The organism is Rossellomorea vietnamensis NBRC 101237, from assembly GCF_001591825.1.
In the GTDB taxonomy this organism is placed as follows: Bacteria; Bacillota; Bacilli; order Bacillales; family Bacillaceae_B; genus Rossellomorea; species Rossellomorea vietnamensis.
In genome coordinates, this window is sequence record NZ_BCVQ01000046.1 from 1 (window position 1) to 14873 (window position 14873).

Annotated in this window: 12 protein-coding genes; all 12 read right to left on the bottom strand. The window is 44.2% G+C overall.

Annotation, left to right across the window (positions count from 1 at the left end; translation table 11 throughout):
- Window positions 1–13 precede the first annotated feature (13 nt).
- Window positions 14–1678: a glycoside hydrolase family 13 protein gene (locus tag BVI01S_RS17785; RefSeq protein ID WP_034757480.1), complete on the bottom strand. Its 1665-nt coding sequence runs from the start codon at window positions 1676–1678 to the stop codon at window positions 14–16.
- A gap of 240 nt (window positions 1679–1918) precedes the next feature.
- Window positions 1919–3253, bottom strand: coding sequence for a tRNA (N(6)-L-threonylcarbamoyladenosine(37)-C(2))-methylthiotransferase MtaB (mtaB, locus tag BVI01S_RS17790; RefSeq protein ID WP_034757477.1), 1335 nt, complete (start codon window positions 3251–3253; stop codon window positions 1919–1921).
- A gap of 5 nt (window positions 3254–3258) precedes the next feature.
- Window positions 3259–4011: a 16S rRNA (uracil(1498)-N(3))-methyltransferase gene (locus BVI01S_RS17795; RefSeq protein ID WP_034757474.1), complete on the bottom strand. Its 753-nt coding sequence runs from the start codon at window positions 4009–4011 to the stop codon at window positions 3259–3261.
- 31 nt (window positions 4012–4042) lie between these two features.
- Window positions 4043–4984 carry a 50S ribosomal protein L11 methyltransferase gene (prmA, locus tag BVI01S_RS17800; RefSeq protein ID WP_034757473.1) on the bottom strand — a complete coding sequence of 314 codons (942 nt, stop codon included), beginning with the start codon at window positions 4982–4984 and terminating at the stop codon, window positions 4043–4045.
- A gap of 24 nt (window positions 4985–5008) precedes the next feature.
- Window positions 5009–6139 (bottom strand): molecular chaperone DnaJ, encoded by a 1131-nt coding sequence (dnaJ, locus tag BVI01S_RS17805; RefSeq protein WP_034757470.1) that lies wholly within the window; start codon window positions 6137–6139, stop codon window positions 5009–5011.
- A gap of 185 nt (window positions 6140–6324) precedes the next feature.
- On the bottom strand, window positions 6325–8154 hold the full coding sequence (dnaK, locus tag BVI01S_RS17810; RefSeq protein ID WP_034757468.1) for a molecular chaperone DnaK: 1830 nt from the start codon (window positions 8152–8154) through the stop codon (window positions 6325–6327).
- 39 nt (window positions 8155–8193) lie between these two features.
- Complete coding sequence (grpE, locus tag BVI01S_RS17815; RefSeq protein ID WP_034757465.1) at window positions 8194–8760, bottom strand: nucleotide exchange factor GrpE; 567 nt, start codon at window positions 8758–8760, stop codon at window positions 8194–8196.
- Window positions 8761–8870: 110 nt separating this feature from the next.
- Window positions 8871–9905 (bottom strand): heat-inducible transcriptional repressor HrcA, encoded by a 1035-nt coding sequence (hrcA, locus tag BVI01S_RS17820; protein ID WP_034757462.1) that lies wholly within the window; start codon window positions 9903–9905, stop codon window positions 8871–8873.
- A gap of 100 nt (window positions 9906–10005) precedes the next feature.
- Window positions 10006–11163, bottom strand: a complete 1158-nt coding sequence (hemW, locus tag BVI01S_RS17825) for a radical SAM family heme chaperone HemW (RefSeq protein WP_156477356.1) — start codon at window positions 11161–11163, stop codon at window positions 10006–10008.
- Between the two features lie 63 nt (window positions 11164–11226).
- Window positions 11227–13059, bottom strand: coding sequence for a translation elongation factor 4 (gene lepA, locus BVI01S_RS17830; RefSeq protein ID WP_061811131.1), 1833 nt, complete (start codon window positions 13057–13059; stop codon window positions 11227–11229).
- A 182-nt stretch (window positions 13060–13241) separates the two neighbouring features.
- Window positions 13242–13577, bottom strand: a complete 336-nt coding sequence (locus BVI01S_RS17835) for a DUF3679 domain-containing protein (RefSeq protein ID WP_224519485.1) — start codon at window positions 13575–13577, stop codon at window positions 13242–13244.
- 18 nt (window positions 13578–13595) lie between these two features.
- Window positions 13596–14804 carry a stage II sporulation protein P gene (spoIIP, locus tag BVI01S_RS17840; RefSeq protein ID WP_034757452.1) on the bottom strand — a complete coding sequence of 403 codons (1209 nt, stop codon included), beginning with the start codon at window positions 14802–14804 and terminating at the stop codon, window positions 13596–13598.
- Between the last annotated feature and the right edge of the window lie 69 nt (window positions 14805–14873).

Consider the following 14873-nt stretch of genomic DNA (forward strand, 5'->3'; position numbering starts at 1 on the left):
CGGTGTAACACGATTATTTTAGTCGGTATACTCTCGCCTCGTATGGTTTGAGGGTTAATTTGCTCAATTCTCCATGGTTCTCCACTTCATAGTTGTTCAATAGAAGGTTCTCAGATGATACGTTTCGTTTACCAAGGTCACAAACGGCATTCTTTGTGGAAAGGTTTGTGATGACGACCATGGATGTGTTTTCTCCAGTGCGGGTATAGGCATAGATTTGCTTGTCTTTTTCAAGGAGCAGATCATAGATTCCATACGTGAAGACGTCTTCCCTTTTCTTAAGTTGAATCATTTTCTTGTAGAAGTTCAGAATGGAGTTTTCGTCTTTATCCTGCGCCTCTACGTTGATCGTCTTATAGTTTGGATTGACTTTCATCCAAGGTGTCCCGGTTGTGAATCCGCTGTTTTCCCCTGCTGACCATTGCATCGGTGTTCTGCTGTTATCACGGGAGGAAGCCCAGATGATATCCATGATGTCTTGATGAGGCACTCCTTCTTCACGTTTAAGACGATATAGATTTTTTACGGCTACATCATCATAGTCTTCGATGGAAGGAAATTGAACGTTGGTCATGCCGATTTCCTGGCCCTGATAGATGAAAGGTGTCCCCTGCATCAGGAAATACATGGCTGCCATCGCTGTTGCACTTTCTTTCCAGTATTCCTTGTCATTGCCCCAAGTCGAAACAACGCGGGCTTTATCGTGATTTTCGATGAAGAGGGCATTCCATCCATTTCCTTCCAGCCCTTTCTGCCAACGCGTAAGCACCTTTTTCAATTCCACGATGTCGAGATCCGGATTGGTTTCTGCATCCCATAATCCAAGATGTTCGAATTGAAAGATCATATCCATCTTTCCGTTCTCTTTACCGACCCATAGTTCCGCTTCATCTGCTTTCACACCGTTAGCTTCTCCAACCGACATCACGTCATAATTGGCATACGTACGATCCTTGAACTCCTGAAGGAACGTATGGATCCCTTTTTGATTCATATGCATGTCAAAGGAAGAAACGTATTTTTCCTTCTTCGGATTCGGCATATCCGGCAGACCCGCCCGTTTTTTAATATGACTGATGGCATCGATTCTGAACCCGTCGATTCCTTTATCCAGCCACCAATTCACCGTATTATATAGTGCCTCACGCACTTCTTCGTTTTCCCAGTTCAGATCTGGCTGCTTCGTCGAGAAGACATGGAGGAAGTATTGGTCCGTTTCTTCATCATACTGCCAGGCAGATCCCCCGAAGATGCTTTCCCAGTTATTCGGTTCTTTCCCTTTCACGCCATCTCTCCAAATATACCAATCACGCTTTGGGTTGTCCTTGGAACTCTTTGACTCGATGAACCAAGGATGCTCATCACTGGTATGATTCAAAACAAGGTCAATGATCAGCTTCATATCCCTATTATGAACTTCTTTCAATAGCTGGTCGAAGTCTTCCATCGTTCCGAAATCTTCCATGATATCCTGGTAATCCGATATGTCATACCCATTATCGTCATTAGGGGATTTATACATCGGACAGATCCAAATCACATCGATCCCTAACTCTTTAATATAATCCAAACGCTGGATGACTCCCTGTAAGTCCCCGATTCCGTCTCCGTTTGAATCCTGGAAACTTCTTGGATAGATTTGGTATCCCACTGCCTCTTTACGCCATGCCATTTTCATCGTAACACCTCATCAAAGTATAGTAAGATACAAACGCTTACATTTAATGCAATCGTTTGCACTATCGTTTAAAAAAAAGACTCTTTTCAAATATTCCATTAACAATACTAGTTTACAACCTTCTTCTTCACTAATCAATAGATAATTCGATTCTAACCCAAAAAAGAAAGTGGTTACAAAGTATTATTGTGCGAAAATAAATGCAAGGCACCCGAGCGAAACGTCAGGTGCCTTCATCCATTAAATGGCTGCTTTTTCTTCTGATTCTTCAAGTATCCGCACAAATTGGCCTTCATTCAGGGGATAACCCGCTTTGGTGAGTTTCACTTTCACAAGCTTCCCAACCATGTCTTCCGTTGCAGGGAATACCACTTTCAAGTAGTTATCCGTGTATCCTACATAGAGGTCATCCTGATAGATTTCTTCAGGGATTACTTCAAGCACTTCGTTTTCGAACTCTGAAGCGTATTCTTTCGCTAATTGGTTCGACAATTCAATTAAACGGTGGACGCGTTCGTTCTTGATGTCCTCATCAATCTGATCGTCCATACGGGCTGCGGGCGTGCCTGTTCGTTTTGAATAAGGGAAAACGTGAAGCTCAGAGAATTTATGTTCTTTGATGAAATGATAGGTTTCCATGAATTCTTCTTCCGTTTCACCAGGAAAACCGACAATGACGTCGGACGTGACGGCAAGACCAGGCAGCGCTTTTTTAAGCTTCTCTAAACGCTCGGCAAAGAATTCCATCGTATATTTTCGGCGCATTCTTTTTAGAACCGTGTTGGATCCCGATTGAAGCGGAATGTGCAGATGCCTTACCACGATATCGGATTGATCGATCACTTCTATGACTTCATCCGTCAATTGACTCGCTTCAATGGAAGATATGCGTATTCTCTTGAGACCTTTCACCTTTTGCTCAAGATCTTTAAGGAGCATAGCAAGATTGTAGTCTTTCATGTCCTCTCCGTATCCGCCTGTATGGATCCCTGTCAGGACAATTTCTTTGTATCCTGCATCAACAAGCTGCTGAGCCTGGTGAATGACTTCTTCAGGATCGCGGGATCTCATTAATCCGCGTGCCCATGGAATGATACAGAACGTACAGAAATTATTGCAGCCTTCCTGGATTTTAAGGGACGCACGGGTACGGTCCGTGAATGCCGGGACATCCAATTCCTCGTACACCCGATTTTTCATGATGTTTGTGACGCCATTGATCGGTTGACGTTCTTTTTTGTATTCCTCGATATACGTAAGCATTTTCCTGCGATCCTGTGTGCCGACAACGACATCGACTCCGGGGATGGCCATGATTTCTGCTGGGGACGTTTGGGCATAGCACCCTGTTACACAGATGACCCCGTCAGGATTTTTCCGGATGGCACGGCGGATGACCTGCCTGCTTTTCTTATCTCCTGTGTTGGTTACGGTACATGTATTGATGACATACACATCTGCGATCGAGTCATATTCTACACGTTCATATCCTTCTTCTTTAAATAGTTGCCAGATGGCTTCAGTTTCGTAGTGGTTCACTTTACACCCTAGAGTGTGAAACGCTACTGATGGCATTGCAATCACCTCATAAGTTCTAATTGATAGCTGATGGCTGAGAGAACATACAATGGAGCAGTTTCCGTTCGGAGGATCCTCGGGCCAAGGCCGCATGTAAGAAAGCCCCCGCTTTTCAACAGCTCTATTTCTTTCTCAGATAGTCCACCTTCAGGGCCGAATACGACCAGTACACTTTGCCCGTTACCGATGGAGGACAACATCTTTGACAGGTTCCCTTTCTCACCGGCGCGTGCTTCTTCTTCATATGCGACAAGTTTATAATCGAACTGACTTCCTATTTGAATCAATTGTTTCATTGAAACGGGTGCAGAGACATCAGGGACGAGAAGTCTATGGGACTGTTCTGCCGCTTCCTTCACGATCTTTTCCCATCGGTCTGTCTTTTTCTTTGCTTTTTTTTCGTCCCATTTCACAATGGAGCGATCCGCATTAAAAGGGATAAATTGAGTGGCTCCAAGCTCTGTTCCCTTTTGGAAAATCAACTCCAATTTATCCCCTTTCGGCAGTCCGCTCGCAATGGTTACTTTAATTGGTAATTCTTTCGTCGATGTTTCCCATTGTACTATTGATAGCTTGACTGCGTCACTGGTAATCGTTTCAATACGGGTGATCGCTGATGCCTGATCCTTGAAGACAACGAAGACTTCATCCTGTTCCTTCATCCTCATGACACGGACAATATGATGATAATCATCCCCCGTGATCATAATCGGATCATTTTTTCGATATAGGTCTTCTATAAAATATCGTTGCATACAGTTTCAACTCCACCGTTTTTACTTTGTTTTATTCAGGCTTGACCGCGATGATCGCAACCCAGTCTTCCATTACCATGATCTCTTCGATCTGGAAACCGGCAGCCTCCAAAGAGTCACGTACTTCCTGCTTTTTAGGCTGTATGATTCCGGAAGTGATAAAGTATCCACCCGGTTTCACAAGCTCATATGCGTCTTCAGTAAAGCGCAGGATGATTTCAGCCAGGATGTTCGCCACGATTACATCAGCCTGCCCGGTCACCCCGTTCAATAGATTATTGGCATCCACCGATACCGTTTCCTGTACTTTGTTCAGCTTAACATTCAGCCTTGCTGAACGAACCGCAACTTCATCCAGGTCATAGGCACGTACCTGGTCTGCAGCCAATAGAGCCGATGCAATGGATAACACACCTGAACCCGTACCCACATCAATGACGGAATCATGTTCTTTTACGATCCGCTCAAGTGCCTGGATACACATGACGGTAGTGGGATGCGTCCCCGTTCCAAATGCCATGCCAGGATCCAGTTCAATGATGAGTTCATCACTATGAACCGGAGTATATTCTTCCCAGGTTGGGACAATCGTAAATTTATCGGAAATCTTCACCGGGTGGTAATATTTTTTCCAAGCCGTCGCCCACTCTTCCTCATTTACTTCAGAGATCTCCACTTTGTTTTCACCAATGTCGATATCATACGTAACGAGGTTCGTGATTCCCTGTTTGATCTCGTCAACGGTTTCACCAAGGAAACTATTAACGGGCAGATAGGCTTTGACCATGACGCCGTCAGTTGGGTAGTCATCAGGGTTGAGTTGGTAGATCTCCCCGAACATATCTTCTCTTTCCTTAACTAATTCGGCAGGGTCTTCAATGACCACACCGCTTGCCCCTGATTCGTGAAGAATGTTTGAAATCGGCTCAATCGCTTCATTCGTTGTAAGAATACTGATTTCTGACCATTTCATTGATCTACCAACTCCGCTCTTTAGTTATTCGCCTTTAAAGGCCTTTTTTACTTTATCAAAGAAGCTTTCATGCTGTTCATCGGGAATTTGACCGCTGATGTCTGCAAATTCTCTCAATAATTGTTTCTGCTTATCCGTCAATTTGGAAGGCGTGACCACTTTCACCTGTACATGCTGATCCCCCGTGCCGTAACCACGGACATTCGGAACCCCCTTGCCTTTCAAACGGAATCTCGTACTCGTCTGAGTTCCTGCAGGGACTTTCAGCTTTACTTTACCGTGTAAGGTCGGTACCTCAATTTCATCACCCAATGCTGCTTGGGCAAACGTTACAGGCATTTCGCAGTAGATGTCATCTCCGTTACGTTCGAAGAAATCATGTGAACGGACATGGAAAACCACATACAGGTCACCTGCAGGGCCGCCATTGATACCCGGTTCCCCTTGACCTGTCACGCGAAGCTGCTGACCATCATCGATACCAGCAGGAATTTTGACCGCGATCTTACGACGTTTCTGTACTTTACCCGCACCGCCACACGTTGAACATTTTTCCTTGATTTGCTTACCTGTACCGTTACAGTAGTGACAAACCCTTCTGTTCACAATGCGGCCGAATGGTGTATTCTGCTCGACATTCAATTGACCGGATCCATTACAGTGAGAACATGTATTGACCTTTGTCCCGGGCTTCGCTCCCGAACCGTGGCATGTATCACACTCTTCTTCTCTCGGAATTTCAATTTCGGTTTCTTTCCCGAATACCGCTTCTTCAAATGTCAGAGACATCGTGTATTGAAGATCCGCTCCTTGACGGGGAGCATTCGGATCTCTTCTGCGGCCTCCGCCGCCTCCACCGAAGAATGTATTGAAGATATCCTCGAAACCGCCGAAACCGCCGCCGCCAAAGTCTGCGCCGCCGCCGAATCCCTGGTTAGGGTCCGTGTGTCCGAAACGATCATACTGAGCGCGCTTCTGATCATCACTCAACACTTCATACGCTTCCGATATTTCTTTGAACTTTTCATCCGCATCCGCTTCTTTATTAATATCCGGATGATATTTTTTGGAGAGCTTGCGGTATGCTTTCTTCATTTCGTCTTTTGAGGCGTCTTTTCCTACCCCAAGAACCTCATAATAGTCCCGTTTACTCATTAAAACACCACTCCCGAATCCTTTGCATAAAGGTTATTTTAACATTGAGCTTCGACTATTATCAATAAAAACTCAACATTCCTTACTTTAGTTTGTGTCTGTTGATTGAAGGTTTCCTTCAATCATAGAAAAAGTCAAAGCCAAGAACCGCCCTGACTTTGACTTTTTCGTTCGTTTACACCTGATTATTTCTTGTCGTCATTTACTTCTTCATATTCAGCGTCGACCACATCGTCATCTTTCGAAGCTTCACCTTCAGCGCCTTGAGCTGCCTGAGCTTCCGCTTGAGCCTGCTCATATAGCTTCATCGTTAAGCTTTGAACGATTTCCTGCAATGAGTCTTTCTTTTCGCGGATAAGATCAAGATCATCTTTCTCGATCGCTTCTTTCAGTTCAGCTTTCGCATCTTCCGCTTTTTTCACTTCATCTTCTTCTACTTTGCCTTCAAGATCTTTTAACGTTTTTTCCGTTTGGAAAACAAGTTGGTCGGCTTCGTTGCGAAGTTCAACTTCCTCTTTACGTTTCTTATCTGCTTCGGCATTTTCTTCGGCTTCTTTCACCATGCGTTCTACTTCATCATCTGAAAGGCCAGTTGAAGACTTGATTGTGATGTTTTGCTCTTTACCTGTTCCAAGATCTTTCGCACTAACATTCACAATACCGTTCTTATCGATATCGAATTTCACTTCGATTTGTGGTACTCCACGAGGTGCCGGTGGAATGTCCGCTAATTGGAAACGTCCAAGCGTTTTGTTGTCGGCAGCCATTGGGCGCTCACCTTGTAATACGTGTATGTCAACAGCCGTTTGGTTATCAGCGGCAGTTGAGAATGTTTGGGATTTAGACGTCGGGATCGTCGTGTTACGCTCGATCAGCTTCGTGGATACGCCACCCATTGTTTCAATACCAAGTGATAGTGGTGTAACGTCAAGTAATACAACGTCTTTTACGTCACCAGTCAGAACTCCACCTTGGATTGCTGCACCCATTGCTACAACTTCGTCAGGGTTAACACCTTTAGATGGCTCTTTACCAGTTTCTTTTCTGATCGCTTCCTGTACGGCAGGGATACGAGTTGATCCACCAACAAGGATGATTTTATCGATTTCGCTTGCAGAAAGACCAGCATCTTTCATTGCTTGACGAGTTGGTCCCATTGTACGCTCAACAAGGTCAGAAGAGATTTCATCGAATTTCGCTCTTGAAAGAGTCACTTCCAAGTGAAGTGGTCCTGCTTCTCCAGCCGTGATGAATGGAAGTGAAATTTGAGTTGAAGTCACTCCTGAAAGATCTTTCTTCGCTTTCTCAGCTGCGTCTTTTAGACGTTGAAGAGCCATTTTATCTTTAGAAAGATCGATTCCGTTCTCTTTCTTGAATTCAGCAACAAGATAATCGATGATCACTTGGTCAAAGTCGTCTCCACCAAGACGGTTGTCACCGGCAGTCGAACGTACTTCGAATACTCCGTCACCAAGTTCAAGGATGGATACGTCGAATGTACCGCCACCAAGGTCGTATACAAGGATCGTCTGGTCTTGATCCATTTTGTCAAGTCCGTAAGCAAGTGCTGCAGCAGTCGGCTCATTGATGATACGCTCAACTTCAAGACCTGCGATTTTACCTGCGTCTTTTGTTGCTTGACGTTCTGCATCATTGAAATAAGCTGGTACTGTGATAACCGCTTTTTCAACTGTTTCCCCAAGATAATCCTCTGCATATGATTTCAAGTGTTGAAGGATCATAGCTGAGATTTCCTGTGGCGTATATTCTTTTCCTTCTGCTTCTACTTTATGGTCCGTTCCCATGTGACGTTTCACTGAGATGATTGTGTTAGGGTTTGTGATCGCTTGGCGCTTTGCTACTTCCCCAACTTGCTTTTCACCATTTTTGAACGCTACGACTGAAGGAGTTGTGCGGTTTCCTTCTGCGTTTGCAATGACCTTCGGCTCTCCGCCTTCAAGTACTGATACACATGAGTTTGTTGTACCTAAGTCAATACCGATAATTTTACTCATAGTAAGAATCCTCCCTGTTTTGTATATGTAATGTCTTGTTTATTGACTGACCTTCACCATAGAAGGACGAATTACTCTGTCTTTCAGTTTGTATCCCTTTTGGAATTCCTCGACAACGATATTACTATCGTAGTTTTCATCTTCCACCTGCATCACAGCTTGATGCATATGAGGGTCAAACTCCTGACCTACCGCTTCAATCGGTTCCACTCCCTCTTTCTTAAGGGCTTCTACAAGACTTCTGTGAACCATTTCCATTCCTTGAAGCAGTTGTTTCGTTTGCTCATTATCAGCTTCTATATTCAAAGCACGTTCGAAATTATCCAGTGCCGGTAATAGTTCCGTAATCAGTCCTTGAGCACGATATTTTTCCTTCGATTCGTTTTCCACGTTAATGCGACGGCGGAAATTATCGAAATCCGCTCTTAAACGAAGATAACGATTTTCAGACTCATTCAGCTTTTCCTCTAATTGTGAAAGCTCATCTGATTCTTGCTGCTCTTCAAGCACTTCATCCGCTTGAGGTTCTTCAGCGAACACTTCTTCCACCGCTTCGCCTTTTTCCTCTTTCGCTTCCTGCTGCTCTTGTTTCGTTTCTTCAGACATAACATTCACCTCCTTAAAAATGTGATCCTTTAAAGCGCTCATATGAAGGCTCCGAAACGTCTGTAGAGACGCACTTTCGGGGCCTTATTTTCCTTTATACAATATGTCCACTAATCCCCGCTTTGATACAGCTTCGTCAGAACCTTGGACATATCGTTTGAGAAGAAATTAAGTAAACTGACGACACGGGAATACTCCATCCGGGTAGGCCCGATGATCGCAATGGAACCTAATTGTTCTTTGCCAATTGAATAAGTAGCGGTTATGAGACTGCAATTCTCCATAGCAAGATGATCGTTTTCTTTCCCGATCTTAATGTTCACACCTGTGGCAGATGGACGGATCAGGTTATAGATGCTCTCTTCCTGTTCAATCATTTCAAGAAGCATGCGGACTTTTTGTACATCGTTGAATTCAGGCTGATTCAGGATATTGGTCTTACCTCCGAAGAACAGCTTATCCGTGACCGTTGGATTAAAGGAATCCGTTAGGGAGTGGAGGATAAAATCATAATTCTGTATATGCTCTTTGAGTAAAAGAGCGACTTCCTTAAAGATTTTATCGTTCAGCTCACTGATCGGAACACCAGTCAAGCGGTCATTTAATATGTGTACAAGCTTTTCAAGCTCGGAGGCATCCATTGTCGGCGGGATATGGAACAGCTTATTTTCAACATGTCCGTTATCCGTGACAATGATGGCAATGGCCGTATCTTTGTTAAGAGGAATCAGTTGAATTTTTTTCAACTTGTTTTCCTTTAAATCAGGCCCTAATACAATGGTTGTATAATTGGTCAGCTCTGAAAGGATCTTCGCCGATTTCTGAACCACTTTCTCCAATTCATACATGCGCTCGGTAAAGATGGAGCGTAGTGCATGCACATCATTCTTCTTTAATTTCTGTGGAGAAAGCAAGTGATCCACATAGTATCGATAGCCCTTTTCTGACGGTACGCGACCTGAGGAAGTGTGGGTTTTTTCGATAAAGCCCAAATCCTCAAGATCTGCCATTTCATTTCGGATCGTAGCAGAACTGAATGAGATCTCATCTTTTTTAGATAAGCTCCTCGAACCGACAGGCTGGGCAGAAAGAATAAAATCATCAATGATCACTTGAAGAATTAGAAGTTGTCGATCTGTTAACAACGTTCATCACCCCTGTTAGCACTCTACTAAGATGAGTGCTAAATCTAATTAATAAATTATCAAATCAGTAAAGGGATGTCAATATATTAGATTGAAGCAATTAAATTACACCCAGGAATGATTGAAAAACTTCATTCCCTAAAAAGCGCCCTTGTTTTGTAAGTGCTATTCTCTCTTCATTTACTGAGAGCAGTCCGCGTTTTTCCATTTCTTCGATGGATGGGCCAAAGACGGATTCTATGCTGGATCCGAATTTTTGTTGGAATGTGGTTTTACTTACGCCTTCGACTTTACGCAACCCGAGGAACATTTCTTCTTCCATCATTTCGGCTTTGGTGACTCCATGCTCCTGGATGGTCGGAAGAGAACCTTCTGAAATCGGGTCCATGTATTTTTTGAGCGGTCCATAGTTGGAATAACGTACTCCGTTTATATAACCGTGTGCACCTGCTCCTAAACCATAATATTCATTATTGTCCCAGTAAACGAGATTGTGTTTGCTTTCAAATCCCGGTTTGGCAAAGTTACTGATCTCATATTGATTGATCCCATACTTCTCCATCGTTTCAATCAGGATCTCGTACATGGCTGCTTCCTGATCCTGTGACGGCAGTGACAACTTACCTTTTCTCATCAAATTATAGAAAACCGTTTTCGGCTCTACGATGAGCGAGTAGGCTGAGTAATGAGGAAGATCCAGGTCAAGAGCTTTTGTCAGTGTATCCTGAAAATCTTCTTCCGTTTGCCTTGGAAGACTATAGATCAAATCGATGCTGATGTTTGAGAACCCTACTTTTTGAGCGTTTTCTACTGACGTATAGACATCTTTGCTTTTATGGGTACGACCGATTCCTTTCAACAGGTCATCATTGAAGGATTGAACCCCAAAACTCAACCGGTTCACACCGTGATCCTTTAGCACACGAAGTTTATCTTGTGTTAGATCACCAGGGTTTGCTTCGAAGGTGAATTCACCATTTTCAAAGGGCAAATGGGTCGTGATGGATTCACACAGCGTATCGAGCTGACTAGCATCCAATGACGTCGGCGTACCACCTCCGACAAAGATTGTGTCCAGTTTCTCAGAAGCTGAGACTCTATGTTTCATTTCCTGACCCATGCTGATTAAGTATTCATTTACGGGCTGGCCTTCCAGGAAAACTTTATTAAAATCACAATAGTGGCAGATATGTTCACAAAAAGGAATATGAATATAAGCTGATTTTACCAAGATTATCCCTCCTTTGGGGGCATTCATAGAGAAAAGGGGGTAAGCTGTGCTTGAAAAACAAGCCACTTTCCCCCTTTATCTGCATGACGATTATTTTTTATCCGTATCATCCATTTTCAGGACGGCCATGAAGGCTTCCTGCGGAACTTCAACATTCCCAACGGACTTCATACGTTTTTTACCTTCTTTTTGTTTATCAAGAAGCTTACGTTTACGGGAGATATCCCCACCGTAACATTTTGCCAGTACGTTCTTACGGATCGCTTTAATGGTCGATCTTGCTACAATCTTCTGTCCGATCGCTGCCTGTACGGGTACTTCGAATTGTTGTCTCGGGATTAATTCCTTCAATTTCTCAACAATCAGCTTCCCGCGTTCATAAGCAAAGTCACGGTGAACGATAAAGCTCAGGGCATCGACATTTTCAGCGTTCAGCAGGATATCCATTTTCACAAGCTTGGATTCCTTGTATCCGATGAGCTCATAATCAAATGAAGCATACCCTTTCGTATTCGATTTCAACTGGTCGAAGAAGTCATATACAATTTCAGCTAGCGGGATTTCATAGACGATGTTCACCCGGGTATCATCCATATACTGCATATCGATGAAGTTTCCGCGCTTTCCTTGACAAAGCTCCATGACGGCACCTACATAATCGTTCGGAACCATGATCGTTGCTTTAACATAAGGTTCTTCCACATGATCGACCTTTTGTGGATCCGGCATCATGGATGGGTTATCCACCTTCACTTCTTCACCGTCCGTCAATTTCACATGATAGATTACGCTAGGCGCAGTCGTGATCAGGTCGATCTTGAATTCCCGTTCGATCCGTTCCTGAATGATCTCCATATGAAGAAGACCGAGGAATCCACAACGGAATCCAAATCCTAATGCCTGTGAAGTTTCAGGCTCGAATTGAAGGGCAGAGTCATTTAATTCAAGCTTTTCAAGCGCTTCTCGGAGATCGTTATAACGATTTGAATCAATCGGATATAGACCGCAGTAAACCATCGGGTTCATTCGTCGATAACCAGGCAATGCTTCCTGTGCAGGTTGATCGGCAAGTGTGATCGTATCCCCTACACGGGTGTCCCCGACGTTCTTGATTGCTGCAGTCAAATATCCAACATCCCCGACCGTCAATTCCTTCTGACCCGTCGCTTTCGGAGTGAAAACACCGATCTCGGTCACTTCAAACTCTTTCCCTGTCGCCATCATGCGGACCTTATCCCCTACCTTGACGCTTCCATCCATCACACGGATGTAGGCAACGACTCCCCGGTAGGCGTCATATAAAGAGTCAAAGATAAGGGCTTTCAATGGTGCATCTGGATCCCCTTCTGGAGCCGGCACCTTTTCTACAACCTGCTCGAGGATCTCTTCAATCCCGATTCCGGCTTTGGCTGATGCAAGGACCGCTTCGGATGCGTCCAGACCAATGACGTCTTCCACTTCCTGGCGAACTCTCTCGGGATCGGCTGCCGGAAGGTCGATTTTGTTGATGACGGGCAGGATTTCCAAGTTATTATCCAAGGCAAGATACACGTTTGCAAGCGTCTGGGCTTCAATCCCCTGAGCGGCGTCCACTACAAGGACAGCTCCCTCACAAGCCGCTAAACTACGGGATACTTCGTATGTAAAGTCTACGTGCCCCGGTGTATCAATCAGATGGAAAATATATTCTTCCCCATCCTTTGCCTGATACTTTAATTGCACAGAGTTTAATTTGATAGTGATTCCACGCTCTCTCTCAAGGTCCATGGAATCCAGCAATTGGGCCTTCATTTCACGTGCCGTCAATGCTTTCGTCTTTTCTAATATACGATCGGCAAGGGTAGATTTCCCATGGTCGATATGAGCTATAATGGAAAAGTTTCTAATTCTCGTTTGTCTCTCTAATTTCTCTTCACGGTTCATTATTCGTTCAACTCCTGTTATTTCCACACATGTACACTATTTTGAATTATAGCAGTAGACTATACATTATTCAATGTAAACTAAAAGGCCTATTGGGAATTGACCGATTTCCTTGTATTCCGCGAATCGAACTGTGACGTAAAACATAACAAAGAAGGCTTCAATAGGGCCTTCTTTTACGTTTAAATGAGCGAAGCAATGACGTCCACTATTTTATTGGTGATGCTTTCGATGGTATCCGCTATTACTTTTCCGATGGAAGAAAATACATTAAAGGCTTTCATTTCTTCTAGCTTCTCTTTTTTTTCAGTCAGGGTTTTGGAATCTACCTCATTCCCGAGGAACGATGCCTCGACATTTCCCTCCACATTCTGGTTGACGTCGACAGGAGAGGTGAAGTTCTGCTGTTCATGTCCCTTCATATCCACGATTCCTTGATTGGCATATTGCATTCCGATCAAGACTCCGATAAATAATGCCGTTATGAGAAATGCACATTTAAAAAAGAATTTCGTCATGTTCATCCATCCTTTTCATTACTGTCTTACCGCAGGGGTCTTGAGGGAACCATCCACCTTTTCTGCCTGCCAATAATATTCTGCAAATACATCAGCGAAAGCGTCTGCCGTCCTCTCCAGTTCCTCAAATGTATTATCCACCCCTCCGAATTCAAGGAGCATGGCGTTTCCGGAAAGATCCTGATTGAATTTACCGTTTGTGCCACTGCCCTTTTTCGCTATGACTCCACGTGAAATCCCTTTATATTTTGATTCCAATCGCTTATGAAGTTCGGTTGCCAGTTTCAGGTTCTGTTCATAGTTCGGATGCTCTTCCCCTACAACAAATGCAAGCTTCGCGTAGGGTTTTCCGCCTATCGTCACGGTCGTCATGTCTCTTCTCTGTGAATCCCGGTGAATATCCACCATATACAACAAATCTTTATTGCTGGTCATGGCAGCCTGCACCAGCGGCCGTGACTCCTGATAAGCTGCCCAGTAGTCAAGTCCCTTATGGTTTAGGTTTTGGATGACATCGGTCTTATCGATGCTTGTCCCAATCCCCTCGTCCTCTAATCCCGTCTTCACCATTTCACCCACCCTGGTGACATTGATCTTGGAATGCATGGCGGAATCCGGATTCGTCACTCCCTCCAGATAAGGCAGGTAGGATTCCCTCGTATGGGTGAAGTAAAGAAGGACCGTCTTTTTATTTCCTGTGGATAATGGCGGCGCTACGTCCCCGCCTTTTTGATTGGTTTCTTTGAGATCACCGACATTTTTGAGTTGCGCTTCATTTTCAGATTCCAGGACTTCGGGTGGGGGGACCGATTCAATCGGCATATTCGTGAAGTCCGTCCCTTCCCCTGCCACCAGGATATCCCCGTCGAAAATCGAGAAACCCGGCAATTCACGACCGAGAAAGCTCCGGGGATCTTCGAAACTTACGTTGGTCGCCACCTGAAAGAAGATGGATGAGAAGCTTGGGAGGGCCTGCTCCTCTTCTGTCAATATTTGATTAAAGGACCGGTTTTCCAGAGCCAATATTTTATATAATGTTTCACCCTTCACACTGGAAGCCGCTTGATTCAACGAATTCGACGTTATTCTATATTCAGGGTTGAAGGAGGTGAGGATGCCGACCATCGAAAAAACAGAGAGCAATCCTGCAATGAAGATCAGCGTCCCTTTCAGTATCGTAGACATTTGAATGGCAATGACATAATTAGAGTCTTTGTATGATCTCATTCTCCCACCCTTTCTTTTCTCTACTCTAGTACAACCTATGACAATGATAGAGATAGTAGAACTGTATGT